Below are 19,554 nucleotides of genomic sequence, written 5' to 3'. Positions count from 1 at the left end.
ATTGAATGTTAAATTTAAAGTTCTAAATACTAAACTCTAAGTACTAATTTCTTAAACCGCTACCGGTGCTTTAATCGACGGGTGACTTTGATAATTTTCAAGTTTAAAATCGTCATACTTAAAACTAAAAATATCTTTTATTTCAGGATTGATTTTCATTACCGGCAATGGAAGCGGTTCGCGGCTCAATTGAAGATTAACTTGCTCCAAATGATTATTGTAAATATGTACGTCACCAAAAGTATGTACAAAATCACCCGGTTGTAAATCACAAACCTGGGCCACCATCAACGTAAGTAACGCATAAGATGCAATGTTGAAAGGTACTCCTAAAAATACATCAGCGCTACGCTGATATAACTGGCAACTTAGTTTACCATCAGCTACATAAAACTGAAATAAAGTATGGCAAGGCATTAAAGCCATTTCAGGCAATTCACCCACATTCCATGCACTAACAATAAGGCGGCGGCTATCGGGTGTCTTTTTTATTTGATTAATCAAATCACTGATCTGATCGATCACTTTACCATCTTTACCTTCCCAGCTGCGCCATTGCTTTCCGTAAACAGGCCCTAATTCCCCATCTTCATCTGCCCACTCGTTCCAGATACTCACACCATTTTCTTTGAGATAGGAAATATTGGTCTCCCCTTTTAAAAACCAAAGCAACTCATGAATAATACTTTTGACATGCACTTTCTTAGTTGTAACCAGGGGAAATCCCTTTTGCAGATCGAAACGTAGCTGATAACCGAAAGTGCTGATGGTGCCGGTGCCGGTACGATCTGTTTTTTGTGTGCCGTTGTCTAAAATATGTTGAAGGAGGTCTAAATATTGTTGCATAATGCAAGATAGATAATAATCGTTGCATAAATAAATGCCTGCAACAAATGTGAGAAACCTGTCAGTTACTAATACTGGCCGGAAACTTGCTTTATCATTTACTGGTTAACTTTTTATTAAAATGACAGGTATTATCTTTATCCCGCGTTAGCGGCATTGGTATAAACCACTAAAAATCACACAATAGTTGCAGCGCAATTGATTATTCAAAAAAGAAATTTTAAAGATGCAAGTTCAGAACAACAAAAATCATGTAAGATATTATGCACCGCATCATTTTGTATTTTATCCATTAACAGCCGTTCTAACATTTATCGCAGGATATAAAGCTGCTAAAGATGAAGGAACCATCTGGTTTTTTATAACCGTTCTCTTAATAGTTATTATATGGCTGGCTTTCATGATGCGCCAACATTATGCGCTTACTTTACAAAATAGATTGGTAAGGCTTGAAATGAGACATAAATACTCCATGCTTACAGGAAAGGACTTTGAGCCTTTGGAAGAGAAACTTTCTTTTGAACAAATTGCAGCGCTTCGTTTTGCTTCCGATGAAGAATTGGTACCTTTAGCAATAAGGGCAGCAAAGGAAAATTTATCTCCACAAGCTATTAAAGAAAGCATCGTTAACTGGAAACCCGATCACATGCGGGTTTAAACATGTAAGATGTCAGAAGTAGAGGATGTACGAAATTATCATGAGTCTTGCGTCAGACATCGTAAGTCGTGCACTGTTGAATCATATTGTGGAGTACAAGAGTGCGACGCAATATCGCTGCCATATATTCTTCAGCCTGGTTCAAAAAAATAACGCCATTATTTGAGAACCGTACTTGTTAACTTGTAAACTCTTCAACCCGCCACCCGCCTTCGCTTAAGCTCCTTTTCGATTAATCCTAATTCTCTACCTGTCTGGCCTTTTACAGAAGTATTTTCTTGTGCACGGCGCATCAGATAAGGAATTACATCCTCAATAGGCCCGAAAGGCAGGTATTTACTCACATTGCAACCCGCCTTTGCCAGGTTAAAAGTAATATTATCGCTCATGCCATATAACTGGCTAAAGTTGACATGAGGATGATTGAATGGAATATTATTTTGCTGCAATTTTTCTACTGCCAGCATATTGCTATGTTCATTATGCGATGCTACTAATAACCCGACACGATCTAAATTGGTGATGCACAAAGCTACTCCCGCGTCAAAATCGCGGTCGCTACTAATTTTATCGGGTTGAATGGGAGACGCATAACCTTCTTCTTCAGCACGTTTTCTTTCTTTCTCCATATAAGCGCCTCTAACCAATTTGACTCCTAATATAAAATTCCGCTCTTTCGCAGCATCAATACAGTCTTTTAAAAACATAAGCCGATCATGCCTGTAATGCTGAATCGTATTATAAATAATAGGATTTTCTTTATTAAAAGAATCCATCATCAACATTACCAAAGCATCGACAGGATCCTGTATCCATGTTTCCTCCGCATCTACGAGCATGCCGATATTTTTTTCCGCAGCCTTCTCGCACACGCGCATCATCCTGAGTCTTACTTTATGCCATTCTTCTCTTTCTTTGGGTGTAAGCTCATCTAAAGCACCCAGGTATTTTTTATTAAAGATCCCTGCCTTTTGTGCATTATCTGATCCAGCTTCTCAAGTAACGAAAACCTTGTCAGTCCCGTTACCTTTACGCTCATAAACGGAATATTGGGTTGCGTTGCAGCGTAGTCGATCACTTTTATAAATTCTGAAGCGGCCTGATCATATGCTGCATCACCGCCTTCACCTCCTTCTACACCATAATCCAATATTACATCTACCTTATATTTTCCTAAAACTCTTGCCACATCGGCTGTTTGCTCCAAAGTTTCGCCACCTGCAAATTGTTTAAAAATCGTATTTCTTATCAATCGCTTTACTGGCAGCTTAGCCTTTATAGCCCAAGGTGTTACTCTCGTGCCTATTTTAACCAACAAAGGATTTCCCATCAGGCTAAACAATGTTTTAGCGCTTTTAAGTTCCTTGTCCGATTTATGCTGGAAAGCAAATTCTGTATTATTGAATGATATTTCGGGTACGTTCATACGCATGCAAAAATAATAGGAAGTGGTATATTTTGAATACAGATTGTTGCACAAACGATTGAGCAGTTAAGTGATACATTTATTTCACCCGTTAAATAGCTGCATTTTTGATTTTACAAACACCCGGATAAAGTGAAAGCCGCACCGAAGCGCGACTTTCACGAAACCATTTATATATCTTATATAAGATTAATCCTACAATAATCCAGCCAATTCCAAGCTTTTTTCTTCAACTTTCTTACTTCTATATTTTCGATGATGGGATCAGGCTCCAGAATCAATGAAGTTCCATTTTCCTTCCACCAAATAGTTGTTTTCAGCTTCTTCAAGGCAATAACTCCTGAAAGATATTTCCTGTCTTCCTGCGCATGCCATTGTTCTATCCATTCAAAATCCTCTGTGGGGATATTTTTAACGTCTGTGAAACTCACATATACACGTAAATAAATATCATCATTTAGTTGGTTAGGCTCGTGATGGTACAACTTTTTATATTCGTATTTATATCCATAACGCAATGCCGAAAGATCACTTAACACTGCTGATGCCGTTGGAAAACTCCCAGCGCCTTTACCATAAAAAAACTGCTGATCAGCAAAACCACTTTCAATAACAACGCCGTTATATTCATTTTTGACAAATGACAAAGGATTATCCGCAAGTACAAACTGTGGCAATACAAAAGCCGCAACGCCACCATCTACCAACTTTTTAGCTTGCGCCACAAGGCGTATCTGCTGGCCGCGGGCTTTTGCTACCAAAGCATCCGATTTATGTATGTTTTGAATTCCGGTAAATAAAATCTGGTCGGGCGTGGTTACAATTCCGTAGGCATGGCATAAAAATATGGTCCATTTGTTCAATGCATCAAAACCTTCCACATCCAATGTTGGATTGCTTTCAGCAAAACCCAATTGCTGCGCTAATAATAACGCTTCTTTAAAGCCGAGATTTTCGTCAAACATTTTGGTAAGAATAAAATTCGTACTTCCATTTACAATCGCCCTGATGCTATGCAACAAATCATTGTCATAATATTCTTCCAGATTTCTGATTGCCGGAATAGATGCACACGCCGACGATTCATACAAAAAGACCTTCCGGTTTTTTGTTGCATATCCAGCAACTCTTGCAAATGTTCCGCCACCATTTTCTTGCTAGAGCTTACCACTTCTTTTTTATTGTTCAGCGCCGTTTTCACAATCTCAAAAGCTGCATTGGCATCATCAATCACTTCAACGATCACGTTGATATCTTTATCCTCCAGCAATTCATCCCTGTCAGTTGTAAATAACTCCGCCGGTGCGTTCCTTTTTTCTGCGGATTTTTGATACATACTTTTTTGATTGTAGCACTTAAAGACGGTGTTTGTTTTAATACTTTATACAAACCTTCTCCCACTACCCCAAATCCAAACATTCCTATTACTAATTGCCTATGCTTGCTCATTTATATTTCTAATTTTTATTATCACTTTTTTTATTGTCCCGGCTTTTGAATATAGCTCAACTGTCTTGCCACGCTCGCTTGTGCTGTGGTACATGAATGATCTTTTTAGTTCACAGATAATAGTTGACAGATGACAGCAAAAACAACATGCTTTTTACTTCTTCGCTACCAATCGGTCAGACGGAGACCGTCAGACCGAGTCAACCCGTCAACCATCAACCGTCATCTGTCATCTTCCTAAAAACTCCCCAATCGTTTCTGTCAATTGTTTAAACTCCAGTAAAAAACCATCATGTCCGTAGTCAGACAAAATAAGTTTTACATGTGCATTAGGAATATTACTTGCTATAAATTCCTGTTCGTATGGTGGAAACAAAATATCGCCTTCCATACTTAACGCCAATGTTTTTGCCTTAATACTATTAAGCGCTTGTACCACGCCGCCACGCCCTCTTCCCAAGTTGTGCGAATCCATACTTTTGGTCAAAGCGTAGTAACTAAAAGCATTAAAGCGTGCCGATAATTTCGATCCCTGGTAACGCTGATAACTTTCACTTTTAAATCCTTCAATTAAATCGTCATCTACCTCCGACTGTGTTTTATTATAAGCCAGATCTGTTCTATAAGATAACAACGCAATACTTCTTGCTACTTCCAAACCTTTCTTTCCCGCATCTACCATTTTATTTTTCCAGGTTGCATCTGCTTCAATTGCTTGCCTTTGTGTAGCATTAAAAGCCTTTCCCCACGGCGAATGCACGGCATTGGTTGCGATCGGAAAAATATATTCAAACAGATCCGGATCCTGTACCGCCCATTCCATCAACTGTTGGCCGCCCGTGCTGCCGCCTATTCCTATTTTTATTTTGTTAATGCCTAATGCTGCCTGCAAAAGCCGGTAAGCATGTACCATATCCCTGATAGTGAAAAATGGAAAGTCATGATAATAAGAACTTCCTGTTGTCGGGTTAACATCTAACGGATTAATGCTTCCATAACAACTGCCCGGCATATTTACACAAATAATAAAATGTTTTGAAGGGTCAAATATTCTTCCTTCCCCAAGCATTTCCGGCCACCACTCATGCGGGCAACTATTAGCAGTTAAAGCATGAAATATCCAAACTACATTGTCCTTATCTGCATTCAACGCTCCATATGTAGTATATGCCAGATGAAGATTATTTAAAACCGATCCGCTCTCTAAAATAAATGGTTGCGTGTAACTAAAAACCTCTTGATTCATATTTATAGAAACTGTCTTTGCACAATGGTACAAAGACAGTTTGGTTTATTTTTATCCAAAAACTGTGGTAAAAGCCTGTTCAAAATCCGCCTTAAGATCATCAATGTGTTCAATACCTGCACTAATGCGTATCAGATTATCCAATACACCAGCGCCTTTTCTTTCTTCCTCACCTAATTGTTCATGCGTAGTAGATGCAGGATGAATGGCAAGTGTTTTAGCATCGCCCACATTAGCCAAATGGCTGATCAGCTTCAAAGAATTAATAAAATTTTTACCATTTTCAACGCCGCCTTTAATACCAAATTGCAACACACCGCCAAAACCATTGCTCAAATATTTTTTCGCTAAAGCATGATATTCGTTGCTTTCCAAACCCGGATACCATACAAACTCAACTTTATCATGTGCCTCTAACCATTTGGCTAATGCCAAAGCATTATCAACCGTACGTTGCACACGCAGCGATAACGTTTCAATACCTTGCAGCAACAGGAATGAATTAAATGGACTTATAGCCGGACCAAAATCGCGCAAACCTTCCACACGCGCTCTTATCGCAAATGCAATATTGGGTAAGCCCAGCGGATTGCCTTCACCAAAAACATCCCAAAACTTCAATCCGTGGTATCCTTCTGAAGGTTCGGTGAACTGAGGGAATTTGCCGTTACCCCAATTATAATTTCCGCCATCTATTACAACTCCACCAATGCTGGTTCCATGTCCGCCGATCCATTTGGTAGCAGAGTTCACCACAATATTGGCTCCATTCTGAAGCGGTTTAAACAAATAACCACCAGCGCCAAAAGTATTGTCAACGATCAATGGAATATCAAATTCTTTTGCTAATGCAGCGAACTTTTCAAAATCAGGAATATTCAACTTAGGATTGCCAATTGTTTCCAGATAAATAGCTTTTGTTTTAGCATCTATTTTTGATCGGAAACTTTCCACATTATCGCCTTCGGCAAATCTTGCTTCTATACCCAATCTTTTAAAAGAAACTTTAAACTGATTATAAGTACCACCATAAACAAATGAAGTACTTACGAAATTGTCGCCAGCTTCAAGAATATTAGTGATGGCTAAAAACTGTGCGGCCATTCCAGAAGAAGTAGCAACGGCTGCCACTCCGCCTTCCAACGCAGCGATGCGCTGTTCAAACACATCGGTTGTTGGATTCATGATACGTGTATAAATATTACCAAACTCACGAAGGCCAAAAAGATTTGCAGCATGTTCTGCATTCTTAAATTGATAAGAAGTGGTTTGATAAACAGGCAACGCCCGGCTGCCGGTTGTAGGGTCTGGTTGCTGACCCGCATGTAGCTGTAAAGTATCGAAATGCAGTGTATTGCTCATAAAATAAATTTTAAGCTTGAAGTAAAATGTAATAACAATAAAATAGGTTGGATAAGGCTTAGTAGCCTATAGAAAATATGTTATGCCCCGAAAGGCATACAACGCATACAACAACACATTGCTGACGCAATATTAAGTTTGATAGTATATGTTTGTTGCTGTAACATTTTCTCTAAAATATCCGTACTTTCTGTTATTCCAAAATATATTTCAATAACTCCGTTTATACACCGTCAAAAAAAGACAACAAAAAAGCCCACCAGATAAACAGGTGGGCTTCATATTTGAAATAATATTTTGATACTGAAACTACCGGCTTATCTTTCCCCGATTATTATCGGGGTTGGAGTTGGCACCTTGCTTCGTTTTATAGAAACAGGTTGCCAAGGCTTCACAGGGCCATACCCTCTGCCTTTCTTGATAAGTATATTAAAGAGCGATCTAATCCGTGGATAGATGAGGCGCAAATATAGAACAGTAATTTCAAATAAAAAAGCCCCGCAAAAATTTGCGAGGCTTTGAAATACTAAATTATTTTAGAATTTGTAACCTAAAGAAACTCCAAAGCCTACATTTCTAAATTTGGCATCTGGTTTTTCGCCGTCATCTTTAGGCTCTATGTTAGCTAATCCCAATTGAGCGTTTAGCTGTGCAGAAAATTTGTTACTGAACTCATACCCAACTAAAAGATTAGCACCCGCATCAAATGGTTTTGCATAAGAATATTTATCATCGTCCCCATCATTGTAATCATTTACAAACTGCAATTTAACCTCGTCGCTATTGGAAGCTCCACCGCCTTCCCATGAAATATTATCATCAAATTTTGCTTTACCGCCTATACCATAAGCTACATACGGACCGGCACCTAGCAATAGTTTTCCAGAACCTAATTCTGGCTTGTATAAGAAGTTAATAGGAACTTCAATATAAGAAGCATTCCACCTTGTTTCACCTTCATAATCTAAAAAATCAGTGCTTCTGGTTGTTTTAAACCCTTTAACGCTGAATAAAGCACCTGGCTGTACATAAAATTCATCGGCTACAGGAATATCAAATGTTACGCCCGCATGAAAGCCTGGGTTTATTTTAGTATCCCATTTATCGCCACCTCCATCTTTATAAGATACATTATTAAGGTTAAGACCAGCCCTAACACCTATTTCTACTTGTGCTTGCGATTGAATGGCTACTGTGCTAAAAGCAGCAAATAATAACCCTCCAAATAATAATTGTTTTACTTTCATCTGTTTACTTTTTAAGTGATTTAATGGTCAAATGGAATTCGGTATATAGTTACTTCACTTGAAGAAGAATAGCAACTGTTGCCTATTTCATAAGATTTTAAAAAATTTATTGAATTAACATAATAGACGGATACAAGGTTCAATTACTTTAAAAAAAGTAAAATTATTTTGTGCCAGCCTCTTGCGCTGCATCATTTTTCATTTTATCGTTCGCGGTAATTAAAAATTCCACACGACGGTTTTGTGCACGCCCATCAGCTGTTTCGTTAGAATACTTAGGATTTCTTAAACCGTAGCCAATCGTACTTAATCTTTGTATACCAATACCATGATCTCCTAAATAATTTGACACAACAGAAGCTCTTCTTTCTGATAAAGCCTGATTATATTTTTCTGTACCGGTGTTATCTGTATGCCCCTGAATCTCTACATCTGTATCCGGATATTTATTCAGAATAGTGATCAAATCATCCAAAGTAGATTGAGACGCGGCTGTAAGTTTTGCCTGGTCAAATCCAAACAATACAGCACTGCTAAATTCTACCACAATACCTTCTTCAACACGTTCTACTTTTGCACCAGGTACTTCCTGCTTGATTTCTTCAGCCTGTTTATCCATTTTTTTACCAATGATTGCACCGGCAGTACCACCAACAGCAGCACCAATAATAGCACCCAGCCCTGTATTTCCGGCAGCCTTTCCAATAACTGCTCCAATTGCAGCGCCTCCACCCGTGCCAATAGCTGCACCTTTTTGTGTTCTGGTAGCTGACTCGCACCCTGCTAATGTTAAGCCAGCGAATGCAGTGGCAAATAATGTTGTTTTAAAGTTTTTGATCATGTTTTGTGTTTTTTATGCCTGAACGGATGGTTTCCGGTCGGACGGGGTTTTTAAAAGATTTAAGCTCCTGTTTAAAATTTGAAGGATAATAAATGAATCTAAATGCTAAAAATTTTAACAGACTAAAATCCGTTATGCAGCCATCAAATTATATGCCAACGAAATTTAATAAACCATAGACTTGTGTCAAAACAAAAAGGTTGCCTGTTTGACAACCTTTTTATTATTAATATATTATGTCTTGCTATTGCTGAGCGTCTACGGCGCAGCAGCCATTTCGACAACTTTCGTAAGAACATAATTTGTTCCTTTCGCCATATCCTTTTTCTTTTTATCTTTTTTATCAGCTTTTTTACTGTAGCAACTTCTGAAGACTCCTCAACTGTTTCAGTTGTAACGTAAGCAGCACTATCGCTTACCGCCATTTCAGGGAAAATAGCTACAGGATTCTCTTCATCGAACTTACTTCCAACATTTATATATAGTTTGTTGCTGGTAGAATCGAAAACAAGAGTACCTTCTTTCAAAGATTTTCCAGAGTACCTGCTATCAGATTTAGCTGTAGTGCTAGAAGCTACTGTAGTTTCTTCCGTTTCTGCTACTACAACTCCGCTGTCAACATCATTTTGCAAGGTTTTTTGCACCGGAATTTTATAGGTAGATGGAGAAATTCTCAAATCTGCCTTAAACTTACCTTGCGGCATCCCATTTACCCAAACCATACCTTTGTTTTCAGCATCGCGGGTAATAGTAACCTGTGCAACACTTCCTTCCGTATCGGTGTATTCATATTTCCCAAGTACCGGAAAGATCATTTCATCTGTTAATTCGCCAGGCATTGGTGCCAAATCTTTTGCTTTTGGTTTATAATTTGTGGGTGTTTCAGGAGTTGTTGATACCTGAGCAAATGATACAGTAGCTACAGACATAGAAAGCGCCACCATCAATAAGAAATTCCTCTTCATTTGTTTATTTTTTACTGTTTTAATGGTTCAGATCAAAACCAAAAATTTATTGGTTTATTTTCTGATTATTTCAGCAAGGGCTTTATTAAAACGGTTTGACCCGTAGGCCCGAACTCAATCGGTGTAAGTAGAAATTATTATGCCAAAAATTTATTTGTAGGGTAATAAACCTTTATTTTAGATTTTAGTTATGAATTAGGATTAGCCAATGTTACAGGCCCAAATTTTCAAAAACAGGAACAATAAATTGGAAAAGAAAGATTTAAACAGCATAGATGTTACAGGAGCCCGTGTCCATAACCTCAAAAACATAGATATATCCATTCCCAAAAATCAATTAGTGGTCATTACCGGTATAAGCGGCAGTGGAAAATCTTCGCTTGCTTTCGACACAATATATTCTGAAGGTCAACGCCGTTATATGGAAACTTTTGGTGCTTATGCCCGCCAGTTTATTGGCGACATGGAACGGCCGGATGTGGATCAGATCACTGGCTTGTCTCCCGTTATTTCAATTGAACAAAAAACCACCAATAAAAACCCACGTTCAACAGTTGGAACCGTTACTGAAGTGTATGATTTCTTTCGCCTTTTCTATGCCCGTGTGGGAGAAGCGTATTCTTACAATACTGGCAAAAAAATGGTGAAGTGGAGCGAGGAAGAAATTGTTGAAAACATTTTTCAGCGATTCTATAATCAAAAAATCAATGTGCTGGCACCTTTGGTTAGAGGTAGAAAGGGACATTACAGAGAACTATTTGAAGATGTAAGAAAAAAGGGATTTTTAAAAGTAAGAGTAGATGGTGAGATAAAAGACATTGCTGCAAAAATGCAGGTTGATCGTTATAAAATACACAACATAGAACTGGTGGTGGATAGATTGCAGGTTACAGATGATCTTAAACCCCGCTTGAGCCAAAGCGTACAACAGGCTTTGAAATTAGGAAAGGATTTGATGTTTGTAAGCCCAGCCTCCCCAAACCCCTCCAAAGGTGGGGCTTACGAAGAGTCTTTAAAGAGCGGAGATGCTGCTGAAAATTCACGTGTGTCTATCTCCGATCAAAAAAGCATCTCCAAAATAGCAGCGGCTTGCAGGCTTCCCCTTTGGGGGCGGGGGGCTTCTTATTCCAAACTCCTGATGTGTGAAGATACAGGCATCAGTTACGAAGAGCCGTCGCCAAACGCCTTTTCATTTAACTCGCCTTACGGAGCATGTCCTTATTGCCGTGGATTAGGCACCAGCTCGGTAATTAATATGGATGCGATATTGCCCGACACATCTAAAAGCATAAAAGATGGCGGTATTGCTCCTCTGGGGGAAGAACGAAACGCCAGCGTATATCAACAGGTTGAAGCATTTGCCAAAAAACATAAGATCAACCTTATCAAACCAGTGAAAGATCTTACGCAGGCGCAGTTGGACTTATTATTATATGGAGATGGCGGTGCGGACAAAACATTACATCTCGACGGAACTGATGAAACCATTCCTGATTATTACAGCGGCAGCTACGAAGGTATCATTCCGATGTTAAAACGTTGGTATCTTTCTACTCAAAGCAATGAAGGTTTGCGCGATTGGGTTGAAAGGTTTATGGAACTACAGCCATGCCCCTCTTGTAATGGCGATCGCTTAAAGAAGGAAAGTCTTTGGTTTAAAATCGACAATAAAAACATCGCTTATTTAAGCAATCTTAATCTTGACAATCTTGCTGCATGGCTTGATGGTATTGAGTTGCGGCTCAGTAAAAAACAAAATGCTATTGCAAAAGATATTTTAAAAGAGATCAGGGAACGCTTAGGATTTTTGCTGGATGTTGGGCTTACTTATCTTTCTCTTAATCGACCCAGCCGCACTTTAAGTGGTGGCGAATCACAACGCATCAGGTTGGCAACACAGATCGGTTCTCAGCTACAAGGCATTACTTATATTTTAGATGAACCATCTATCGGCTTGCATCAACGTGACAATCATCGGCTTATTACATCTTTACAAAATCTTCGGGATATTGGAAACAGCGTATTGGTGGTAGAGCATGACAAAGATATTATGCTTGCAGCAGATTATCTGATCGACATCGGCCCACGCGCAGGTTACCATGGCGGGCGCGTGGTTGCGCAGGGAACACCCAAAGAAATTTTAAAATTAGATACGATTACGGCGGGTTATCTTAACGGACATCTAAAAATCGAAACACCAAAAGAAAGACGTGCAGGAAATGGAAAATTCATTGAGCTAAAAGGCGTCACAGGCAATAATCTTCAGAACGTAAGCGCAAAATTTCCTTTAGGAAAAATGATACTGGTTACGGGAGTGAGCGGCAGTGGCAAATCTACACTGATTAATGAAACGCTTTATCCTATTTTAAGTAATCATTGTTTTCCTGCCAGCAAGATGCATCCCATGCAGCATAAGTCTGTAAAGGGTTTGGAACATATCGACAAAGTGGTAGAAATAGACCAGTCGCCTATTGGACGCACGCCGCGTAGTAACCCATCAACTTATTGTGGATTTTTTACAGATATCAGAACTTTGTTTGCATCTGTTCCGGAAGCTAAAATTCGCGGTTATAACGCTGGCCGCTTTTCTTTTAATGTAAAAACCGGCCGTTGCGATGTTTGCGAAGGCGGTGGCATGCGCGTTATTGAAATGAATTTTTTACCAGATGTTTATGTGCCTTGTGAAAAATGTAATGGCAAAAGATACAATAGGGAAACCCTGGAAATTCGTTATAAAGGCAAATCCATTTCGGATGTTTTGAATATGACAGTAGATGATGCTGTCGAGTTTTTTCAGGCTGTGCCAAATATCTTTCGAAAAATAAAAACACTGCAAGATGTAGGCTTAGGCTATATTACATTAGGCCAAAGCGCTGTAACCCTTAGTGGTGGCGAAGCGCAGCGTGTTAAGCTTAGCACCGAGCTTTCTAAAAAAGATACCGGTAAAACTTTTTATATTTTGGATGAACCGACAACGGGGCTTCATTTTGAAGACATTAAACACCTGATTCATGTTTTAGATAAACTGGCCAACAAAGGGAACACGGTTTTAATTATCGAACATAATATGGATGTAATAAAAATAGCGGATCATATTATTGATATAGGTCCGGAAGGTGGCGATGGTGGCGGTAAAATTTTATTTGAAGGAACACCCGAAGAACTCGTAAAAAACAAAGAAAGTTATACCGGTAAATATTTAAAAGCGGAGCTGTGATGCATCTATGCCAAGGATCTCTCACAGAAAACCCACAAGTACACAGATGAATCATAAAAAAACTTCTGTGTTGATCTGTGCTTTCTGCGAGAAAAAAATTTGTATTTACTCTTAAATCTGAACGATATATGGCAAAAAAGACAAAACCATACAAGCCAACATTTGTTGACAAGTTTGAAGAATTGCCAGCGTCAATTCAGTCTGTCACAAATAAATTGCTTCAGAAATCTTTACAGGAATTTGTAAAACAAGCTGAATTCACGATAGCTTTTGTTAATGATATAGAAAAATGTCTTGCGGAACGAGCGGATCATTATAAATCGTTGCCTGATAATACGCAATACAATATTATCGGCAATGTTATTCCAAAATATCATCTATCCTATTTATTCAAACGCTCTGAAGATCAATTGGATTATTATAATTTTTGCATCAAATTTGACGAGTATGGACAAGTTTTGAAATACGGTTTGCCAAAAGATTATTATTCTACAATTATTCCTTTATTTGGTAAAGAAAAAGCGATACAATTGGCTGTAGAATATTCAATGCACAAAGACTACAAAAGCGAAAACATAGAAGAATCCCGATTGTATTGCGAAAACAATGTGCTTCTTTGGGACATATATTTATTGCAAACCAAAGAGAGAAAGAGAAGCAGCATAAAATATTGTAAAGCTGTTACGGTTGATGTTTCTACAAGATCGGTTGTTCAGGATTGTGATGCTCAAATATCAAGATCCGGCAATTCGCAAATGTCAGTTAAAACAATTGAGGTTGACGAAAATGACCTGGCCGGACTTTCACAAATTGATGAGTAATTTTATTTTTTTATTCTGAACTTGTTCAAACCTTTTGAATTAAAAGATTAGACAAGTTCCCTATCTTTAGTCAGACCTCAATTAATATTTATGCGTATTGATAACCTTAACGACCTGCCCGATTGGGATGATGACAAATTTGGAAACGAGGAAGAAGGTGAAGAGTGGAAGCCAAACCCAACCCGGGATGCCTGCAAAGCACTTTATCAAAAGTGGAAGGAAGTCATGATGATGTTAAATGGTTTGCTAGAAAATGATAAGCCCGAGAAAGGTGACGAAGTTTCCTATTTGGCCAGCGTAAAACAAATGGTTCTGGGTGATGCCTACGAAGTAGCCGCAAAAATCAGAAGTTCGGAAGCCGGCGGATTGTATGTATTGCGAATGGAGAACGCTGCCATTATTCGAAAAAATGCACAATACGTAGCAAGCGCGTTGCTTACACTTGGTTTTGAGGATAGTATTGACGAAAAATATGTAACCCTTTTAAGAACCGAAATTGATCAGTTCAAGGCGCTGTTTAAGGTTTGGGTAAACAGTTTTGAAAAAGATGAATATACCGACGACTGGGGACTGTTTGTGTAAAAATAAGACCTCCGAGGTTTTGAAAACCTCGGAAGACTTTATAATCAACCTCTGATCATTTCAATATGATCAATGCCTGCATCATCATAGATATCACTACAAGATTCAAACCCCAACAATTCATAAAATTTTTTAAGGTGAAATTGCGCTCCTATTTTTATAGATCGGCTTCCAAATATTTTTTCACTTGCGTGAATACTTTCTTCCATTAATACTTTTCCAAGACCTGTGTTTCGTGCTTCTTTTTTAGCACAACACGACCAATTGATTGTTCAGCGTAGCTTACACCAGGAGGCAATAGCCTTGCATAAGCCATCAATACTCCGTGCTGCCAGCCCATTAAGTGGTAGCTCTTCTGATCTTTTCCATCTACATCCTGGTAATAACAATGCTGCTCTACCACGAAGACCTCGCTACGCAATTCTAAAATAGTGTACAGCTCATGTAACGACAGCGCTTCAAAAGGCTTGCAAATCCATTCAATCATACAATGTATTTGATAATTTTCGATTGTTCTTCATCGCAACATAAAAAATAAATTACAAACTGCTAAATTTATGGCTTAAAGCTTTGCAAATGCACAGAATAATATCACTCTTTTTACTACTCCCTTTATTTCATAATATATCCGCACAAAATACCTTAGGCTCGCTTACGGTGGAAAAAATAATGCGCGATCCTATATGGATGGGTACTTCGCCATCGCAATTACAATGGAACCGAACCAGCGACACTTTATATTTCCTTTGGAATCCTGAAAAAAAACCTGCGGATTCGCTATACTACATCACACTAAAAAATCAAAATCCGCAAAAAGCCACAGTGGTGCAAAGACAACTTCTTACGAGCCCGGGGAGCTATGTATATAATTATGGGCGCGATCAATATGTATTTGAAAAGAACGGTGATATTTTTTTACAGATATAAAATCTGGCAAAACAAAACGTATTACAACAACAATTGAAGACGAAACAAATCCTCAGTTTTCCTTTCTGGATAAAAAGATTGTATACATGCTTTCATCAAATTTATATTCATGGGATATTAACTCCGGCGAAACGCAGCAGCTTACTAATATTGGAACGACCAGCAATAATTTTGGTGCAAAACAAAATGGCGGCAAAGAAGAACAATGGTTAAGAAACGATCAGCTTCAGAATTTTGATGTGCTTCGTGAACGAAAAGCAAAAAATGACACAAGTAATGCTTATAAAAAAGCATTGCCTAAAGAAAAAGCATTACGTTACCTGTTTGTGCGCGAAGGTTCTGTAAGGGGTTTGAGCATTAGTCCTGACGGGAGATTCGTAAGTTATCGCGCATTCAAACCTGTAAGTACAAGGAACACGATAATACCGGATTACGTAACAGAAACAGGGTACACAACAGATATTTCAGGACGAAATAAAGTCGGTGCTGAACAAGGTATTTCATCCTTCTATATTTTTGATAGGGAACGTGACTCTGTATTAACGCTTCCCATTGATGCGATTCCAGGTATTAAGGATCTGCCCGATTATCTTAAAGATTATCCTGTTGCCTTCGACAAAAAGAAAAAAGAAAATGCTAACCGAGCTGTTTCAGTTTATGGCATATCCTGGTCGCCAAAAGGCAAAAATGCCGTGATAGATATTTATGCAGATGATAATAAAGATCGCTGGTTAATGTTGTGGGATATGAACAGCAACCAACTAACTTTATTAAGCCGCCAACGGAATGAAGCCTGGATTGGCGGCCCCGGCATTAATAGCAATAGTATTGGCTGGATCAGCGAAGATATTTTTTGGTTTCAATCGGAAGCAACCGGCTATTCTCATTTGTACACCATTAATATAAAGACCAAAGAAAAAACGCAACTCACATCAGGTGAATATGAACTACATGATGCTATTTTATCAGAAAATAAAAAAACTTTTTTATCACTACCAATGAAGTTCATCCCGGGGAAAAACATTTCTACAGTTTGGATATTGCAAGTGGTAAAAAGGAAAAGATTACTTCGATGACAGGCTCCAATGATGTGAGCCTGGCGCCGAACGAAAAATATATTGCGGTGCTTCATTCCTATTCCAACAAGCCATGGGAATTGTATTTGCAACCTACCAAAGCTGGCGCTAAACCCCAACAAATAACCTTTAAAGCACAAAGCAACGAATTTAAATCGTATCCATGGCGCGATCCGGAAGTGATCACATTCACTGCATCTGACGGAGCCAAAGTTTATACAAGGGTTTACAAGCCTACCAACCCACATCCCAATAAACCAGCAGTTTTATTTGTGCATGGCGCAGGCTATTTACAGAATGCACATAAATGGTGGAGCAGTTATTTCAGAGAGTATATGTTCAACAACTTGTTAGCTGATAATGGCTATTATGTGATGGACATTGATTATCGAGGCAGCGCAGGATATGGCCGTGATTGGCGCACCGGCATTTACAGACACATGGGTGGAAAAGATCTGAGCGACCATGTTGATGCGGTTAAATACATGGTAGACAATTATGGCATCAACCCTAATCATGTTGGATTATATGGCGGATCTTATGGTGGCTTTATGGCGCTCATGGCAATGTTTACAAAACCCGATGTATTCAGCGCTGGCGCTGCATTACGTCCTGTAACAGATTGGGCAAATTATAATCATGGATATACTTCTAACATTTTAAATGAGCCTTATGCGGATAGTTTAGCCTATTACCGAAGTTCGCCAATTTATTTTGCAAAAGGCCTAAAAGGCGATCTGCTAATATGCCACGGCATGGTAGATGTGAATGTACATTTTCAGGATGCTGTAAAACTTTCGCAAAGGTTAATAGAGTTAGGTAAAGACAGTTGGGAACTGGCGGGTTATCCCATGGAAGACCACGCTTTTACCGAACCTAGTAGCTGGACGGATGAGTACAAAAGGATTTTTAAGTTGTTTGAAAGAGTTTTAAAGAAATAGTGAGTGACTTGTCCATGGTCGATTGACCATAGTCCATGACGTTCCCCATTAACCCCTACCATCAAAAAACTATTCTCTATTTTCGCTGCTTACATGAATACATTCTCCAACATAAAAGAATTACTGTCAACACTGATACGGGAACATAAATTGCTGACGGAAATGTTTGAAAAAAGAAAAACGCTTTCGTACAAATATGATTTTGCGCTGGAGATGGTTGATTATAATGAAGATCGTATCCGTTATTTAATTGCTCATTCTGTAATTAGAGAAAATGGAAATTTTCTTGAAATAGATGACCAGTTTTTACAGTTTTTTGAACAGGTGTTGGAAGTGAACGAAGAAATCAATACCGCTTCCATCAATGCTAATATTCAAAATGTAAAAGAAAATATTCTTTATTATCTAAAAGAAAATAATGAAGCCAGAAAGTATGATTATCTGAGAAAGGTAAAAAACACTTTGCGGAAAATAGGCACCGTAACTTTAAGAAATGTGATCGACTTAAAAAGGAACACGGATAATACCTTTAAAAACGAACCTAATTACAAAGTAAAAAAGCCAAGCTTGAAAATCTTGACCAAAAAAGAATTGACATCAATTCGTTAACGGAGCAAACCTATTATCTGGTTTCGGAAGAAGAACAAACCTTTTTTAAATCGGCTTTGGATGAAGAACTGAACAGGGTAATTACACAGCTTAAACTTCAATTAAACGAATGCCGACACAATCTGATCAATACTCAAAAACAAATAATTGAATACCTCAATCAAATCAGGTATCAAAGCGGGATTATTGAAAAACTGCGACAAATAAAATACCTGAAAGACCAGTTTACCTTGCGCACAGACACGGATATTGACGAAGTGTTTACGAAAAACAATGATGTGATTTTTGAAACAAATCCAACCTATCCGCTTAAATTAAGTTTAGACTTTTTGCAAATTAATAGCGAGGCCCACAACAGCATCCGGAAAGTTGCAAAGAAAAGAACGGCATCTGTAAAAGTAAAAATTGCATTAGCAAAAGCTATCTCAAACGAATATTTTGAAAACAATGTTGAAGAGGAAATTCAAATCAATTTGGAAGAAATCAGAAATAGTTTTGTTGCTTCCGGAAACAACCTCTTCGATTTTATAATGGCTTACCAGTTTGAAAAAACTTTGTCTTTTGATGATAAAGTAACCGTGTATTGCCAGTTGATTTCGCAATACGAATCTTCATTTACTTTAACAGGAAAATACAACTCGCACCAAGAAATTGAATACGCAATGGTTTACCCCAAATAACGCAACAATGGACGCACCAAAATATACAGCCGAAATTTTTGACATACTAAGTAAAGGAAAATTCATTTGCTCCAACAGCAATGAGGAGCATATTCGTAAAGTTTATGCAACCATTGATAACGAACAAAATTTCGAATTCTTATACAATTATTTTCTGAATATCAATTTCGTTTTAGAAAAAGGAGATGAATACTATTATTTCAGCAGGCAGGAAATAACAGTTGACTTAGAACGCAAAATAGAACAGGCATTCAAGTGGATTGACATGCTCGATTTTTTAAAACCTTTGACAACGCTTTCGGTTCGGGCTACCGTTTTACGCCTTCCGACATTTTGGTAAAGTTGAATCTTGATGCGGAATTAAAATCAAAAATAGAAGGGCTAAAAAATATAGCAGTGGAAAAGAAAAGCCCAATGAAATACTGGAAAAGATATTGAGCGACCTTGTAAAAGATAAGTTTATTGATATTGAAGATCCCAATTTTCAGCGATACAAAGTATTGGCTTCGTTCAAATATCTGGAACAAATTGTAATGACCATAAATATTTCTGAAGAAATTAAGAATGAGATACCTGAGTAAAATAATAATGATTGAAAGTGCCAACGTCAGGTACACAGAAGTAAACCTTGATGGAAATGTGCATTTAACAGGCACGCAAG

General features: G+C 38.2%; 23 protein-coding genes and 1 riboswitch. Of the genes, 11 read left to right on the top strand and 12 right to left on the bottom strand.

Going from position 1 to position 19,554, the window contains the following annotated elements:
* Positions 1–51 precede the first annotated feature (51 nt).
* Positions 52–846, bottom strand: a complete 795-nt coding sequence (locus tag MKP09_RS04830) for a thymidylate synthase (protein WP_240826668.1) — start codon at positions 844–846, stop codon at positions 52–54.
* 226 nt (positions 847–1,072) lie between these two features.
* Here MKP09_RS04830 and MKP09_RS04825 point away from each other — a divergent pair, with 226 nt between their 5' ends.
* The gene (locus tag MKP09_RS04825; protein ID WP_240826667.1) at positions 1,073–1,504 is read left to right on the top strand and encodes a DUF6526 family protein; all 432 of its coding nucleotides are present in this window, start codon (positions 1,073–1,075) and stop codon (positions 1,502–1,504) included.
* Between the two features lie 194 nt (positions 1,505–1,698).
* On the opposite strand, the gene MKP09_RS04820 is transcribed toward MKP09_RS04825, so the two are convergent.
* From MKP09_RS04820 to MKP09_RS04775, 9 genes are all read right to left on the bottom strand, one after another.
* The gene (locus MKP09_RS04820) at positions 1,699–2,448 is read right to left on the bottom strand and encodes a proline dehydrogenase family protein (protein ID WP_394801031.1); all 750 of its coding nucleotides are present in this window, start codon (positions 2,446–2,448) and stop codon (positions 1,699–1,701) included.
* On the bottom strand, positions 2,436–2,930 hold the full coding sequence (locus MKP09_RS04815) for a proline dehydrogenase family protein (RefSeq protein WP_240826666.1): 495 nt from the start codon (positions 2,928–2,930) through the stop codon (positions 2,436–2,438). The genes MKP09_RS04820 and MKP09_RS04815 overlap by 13 nt, the downstream gene beginning before the upstream one ends.
* Before the next feature lie 179 nt (positions 2,931–3,109).
* The gene (locus MKP09_RS04810) at positions 3,110–3,952 is read right to left on the bottom strand and encodes a hypothetical protein (protein WP_240826665.1); all 843 of its coding nucleotides are present in this window, start codon (positions 3,950–3,952) and stop codon (positions 3,110–3,112) included.
* Complete coding sequence (locus MKP09_RS04805) at positions 3,925–4,266, bottom strand: hypothetical protein (RefSeq protein WP_240826664.1); 342 nt, start codon at positions 4,264–4,266, stop codon at positions 3,925–3,927. Before MKP09_RS04805 ends, MKP09_RS04810 begins: the two co-directional genes overlap by 28 nt.
* A 342-nt stretch (positions 4,267–4,608) precedes the next feature.
* A complete protein-coding gene (locus tag MKP09_RS04800) occupies positions 4,609–5,625 on the bottom strand; it encodes a homoserine O-acetyltransferase family protein (RefSeq protein ID WP_240826663.1) in 1,017 nt (338 codons plus the stop codon).
* Positions 5,626–5,676: 51 nt separating this feature from the next.
* A complete protein-coding gene (locus tag MKP09_RS04795; RefSeq protein WP_240826662.1) occupies positions 5,677–6,987 on the bottom strand; it encodes an O-acetylhomoserine aminocarboxypropyltransferase/cysteine synthase family protein in 1,311 nt (436 codons plus the stop codon).
* Positions 6,988–7,301: 314 nt separating this feature from the next.
* Positions 7,302–7,414: riboswitch (SAM riboswitch) on the bottom strand.
* A gap of 109 nt (positions 7,415–7,523) precedes the next feature.
* Positions 7,524–8,234 carry a porin family protein gene (locus MKP09_RS04790; RefSeq protein ID WP_240826661.1) on the bottom strand — a complete coding sequence of 237 codons (711 nt, stop codon included), beginning with the start codon at positions 8,232–8,234 and terminating at the stop codon, positions 7,524–7,526.
* Between the two features lie 163 nt (positions 8,235–8,397).
* On the bottom strand, positions 8,398–9,075 hold the full coding sequence (locus tag MKP09_RS04785) for a YiaD family glycine zipper/OmpA-like lipoprotein (protein ID WP_394801006.1): 678 nt from the start codon (positions 9,073–9,075) through the stop codon (positions 8,398–8,400).
* A gap of 143 nt (positions 9,076–9,218) precedes the next feature.
* Positions 9,219–10,040 (bottom strand): hypothetical protein, encoded by an 822-nt coding sequence (locus MKP09_RS04775; protein ID WP_240826660.1) that lies wholly within the window; start codon positions 10,038–10,040, stop codon positions 9,219–9,221.
* Between the two features lie 247 nt (positions 10,041–10,287).
* Here MKP09_RS04775 and uvrA point away from each other — a divergent pair, with 247 nt between their 5' ends.
* From uvrA to MKP09_RS04760, 3 genes are all read left to right on the top strand, one after another.
* Positions 10,288–13,257: an excinuclease ABC subunit UvrA gene (gene uvrA / locus MKP09_RS04770; protein ID WP_240826659.1), complete on the top strand. Its 2,970-nt coding sequence runs from the start codon at positions 10,288–10,290 to the stop codon at positions 13,255–13,257.
* Positions 13,258–13,385: 128 nt separating this feature from the next.
* Positions 13,386–14,078: a hypothetical protein gene (locus MKP09_RS04765; protein ID WP_240826658.1), complete on the top strand. Its 693-nt coding sequence runs from the start codon at positions 13,386–13,388 to the stop codon at positions 14,076–14,078.
* 90 nt (positions 14,079–14,168) lie between these two features.
* Positions 14,169–14,660, top strand: a complete 492-nt coding sequence (locus tag MKP09_RS04760; protein WP_240826657.1) for a hypothetical protein — start codon at positions 14,169–14,171, stop codon at positions 14,658–14,660.
* Between the two features lie 44 nt (positions 14,661–14,704).
* Here MKP09_RS04760 and MKP09_RS04755 read toward each other — a convergent pair whose 3' ends face one another.
* Both MKP09_RS04755 and MKP09_RS04750 read right to left on the bottom strand, forming a co-directional pair.
* Positions 14,705–14,869: a GNAT family N-acetyltransferase gene (locus MKP09_RS04755; protein ID WP_240826656.1), complete on the bottom strand. Its 165-nt coding sequence runs from the start codon at positions 14,867–14,869 to the stop codon at positions 14,705–14,707.
* Positions 14,869–15,147 (bottom strand): GNAT family N-acetyltransferase, encoded by a 279-nt coding sequence (locus MKP09_RS04750; protein ID WP_240826655.1) that lies wholly within the window; start codon positions 15,145–15,147, stop codon positions 14,869–14,871. The genes MKP09_RS04755 and MKP09_RS04750 overlap by 1 nt, the downstream gene beginning before the upstream one ends.
* An 89-nt stretch (positions 15,148–15,236) precedes the next feature.
* Between MKP09_RS04750 and MKP09_RS04745 the strand changes: the two genes are divergently transcribed.
* From MKP09_RS04745 to MKP09_RS04715, 7 genes are all read left to right on the top strand, one after another.
* Positions 15,237–15,587 (top strand): hypothetical protein, encoded by a 351-nt coding sequence (locus MKP09_RS04745; RefSeq protein ID WP_240826654.1) that lies wholly within the window; start codon positions 15,237–15,239, stop codon positions 15,585–15,587.
* Positions 15,584–16,663, top strand: coding sequence for a DPP IV N-terminal domain-containing protein (locus MKP09_RS04740; protein ID WP_394801030.1), 1,080 nt, complete (start codon positions 15,584–15,586; stop codon positions 16,661–16,663). The genes MKP09_RS04745 and MKP09_RS04740 overlap by 4 nt, the downstream gene beginning before the upstream one ends.
* On the top strand, positions 16,621–17,604 hold the full coding sequence (locus tag MKP09_RS04735; protein WP_240826652.1) for an alpha/beta hydrolase family protein: 984 nt from the start codon (positions 16,621–16,623) through the stop codon (positions 17,602–17,604). Before MKP09_RS04740 ends, MKP09_RS04735 begins: the two co-directional genes overlap by 43 nt.
* 93 nt (positions 17,605–17,697) lie before the next feature.
* Positions 17,698–18,213, top strand: a complete 516-nt coding sequence (locus MKP09_RS04730; protein ID WP_240826651.1) for a hypothetical protein — start codon at positions 17,698–17,700, stop codon at positions 18,211–18,213.
* Between the two features lie 56 nt (positions 18,214–18,269).
* Positions 18,270–18,893 carry a hypothetical protein gene (locus MKP09_RS04725; RefSeq protein ID WP_240826650.1) on the top strand — a complete coding sequence of 208 codons (624 nt, stop codon included), beginning with the start codon at positions 18,270–18,272 and terminating at the stop codon, positions 18,891–18,893.
* A gap of 7 nt (positions 18,894–18,900) precedes the next feature.
* Positions 18,901–19,233 carry a condensin complex protein MksE gene (locus MKP09_RS04720; protein WP_240826649.1) on the top strand — a complete coding sequence of 111 codons (333 nt, stop codon included), beginning with the start codon at positions 18,901–18,903 and terminating at the stop codon, positions 19,231–19,233.
* A 94-nt stretch (positions 19,234–19,327) separates the two neighbouring features.
* Entirely contained in the window at positions 19,328–19,474 is a 147-nt protein-coding gene (locus MKP09_RS04715) for a hypothetical protein (protein WP_240826648.1), read from the top strand.
* The last annotated feature ends 80 nt before the right edge of the window (positions 19,475–19,554 follow it).

Origin of the sequence: Paraniabella ginsengisoli (assembly GCF_022513635.1) — a bacterium.
GTDB classification, from domain to species: domain Bacteria; phylum Bacteroidota; class Bacteroidia; order Chitinophagales; family Chitinophagaceae; genus Niabella; species Niabella ginsengisoli.
The sequence above is the reverse complement of the archived record's forward strand: the minus strand, read 5'-3'. Positions and strand labels throughout refer to the sequence as shown.

What these genes read in the sequence shown, in the direction of transcription:
- MKP09_RS04830 (WP_240826668.1), bottom strand. Translation starts at nt 846, where the DNA reads ATGCAACAATATTTAGACCTCCTTCAACATATTTTAGACAACGGCACA.
- MKP09_RS04825 (WP_240826667.1), top strand. Translation starts at nt 1,073, where the DNA reads ATGCAAGTTCAGAACAACAAAAATCATGTAAGATATTATGCACCGCAT.
- MKP09_RS04815 (WP_240826666.1), bottom strand. Translation starts at nt 2,930, where the DNA reads ATGAACGTACCCGAAATATCATTCAATAATACAGAATTTGCTTTCCAG.
- MKP09_RS04805 (WP_240826664.1), bottom strand. Translation starts at nt 4,266, where the DNA reads ATGTATCAAAAATCCGCAGAAAAAAGGAACGCACCGGCGGAGTTATTT.
- MKP09_RS04800 (WP_240826663.1), bottom strand. Translation starts at nt 5,625, where the DNA reads ATGAATCAAGAGGTTTTTAGTTACACGCAACCATTTATTTTAGAGAGC.
- MKP09_RS04795 (WP_240826662.1), bottom strand. Translation starts at nt 6,987, where the DNA reads ATGAGCAATACACTGCATTTCGATACTTTACAGCTACATGCGGGTCAG.
- MKP09_RS04790 (WP_240826661.1), bottom strand. Translation starts at nt 8,234, where the DNA reads ATGAAAGTAAAACAATTATTATTTGGAGGGTTATTATTTGCTGCTTTT.
- MKP09_RS04785 (WP_394801006.1), bottom strand. Translation starts at nt 9,075, where the DNA reads ATGATCAAAAACTTTAAAACAACATTATTTGCCACTGCATTCGCTGGC.
- MKP09_RS04775 (WP_240826660.1), bottom strand. Translation starts at nt 10,040, where the DNA reads ATGAAGAGGAATTTCTTATTGATGGTGGCGCTTTCTATGTCTGTAGCT.
- MKP09_RS04765 (WP_240826658.1), top strand. Translation starts at nt 13,386, where the DNA reads ATGGCAAAAAAGACAAAACCATACAAGCCAACATTTGTTGACAAGTTT.
- MKP09_RS04760 (WP_240826657.1), top strand. Translation starts at nt 14,169, where the DNA reads ATGCGTATTGATAACCTTAACGACCTGCCCGATTGGGATGATGACAAA.
- MKP09_RS04755 (WP_240826656.1), bottom strand. Translation starts at nt 14,869, where the DNA reads ATGGAAGAAAGTATTCACGCAAGTGAAAAAATATTTGGAAGCCGATCT.
- MKP09_RS04750 (WP_240826655.1), bottom strand. Translation starts at nt 15,147, where the DNA reads ATGATTGAATGGATTTGCAAGCCTTTTGAAGCGCTGTCGTTACATGAG.
- MKP09_RS04745 (WP_240826654.1), top strand. Translation starts at nt 15,237, where the DNA reads ATGCACAGAATAATATCACTCTTTTTACTACTCCCTTTATTTCATAAT.
- MKP09_RS04730 (WP_240826651.1), top strand. Translation starts at nt 17,698, where the DNA reads ATGAATACATTCTCCAACATAAAAGAATTACTGTCAACACTGATACGG.
- MKP09_RS04720 (WP_240826649.1), top strand. Translation starts at nt 18,901, where the DNA reads ATGGACGCACCAAAATATACAGCCGAAATTTTTGACATACTAAGTAAA.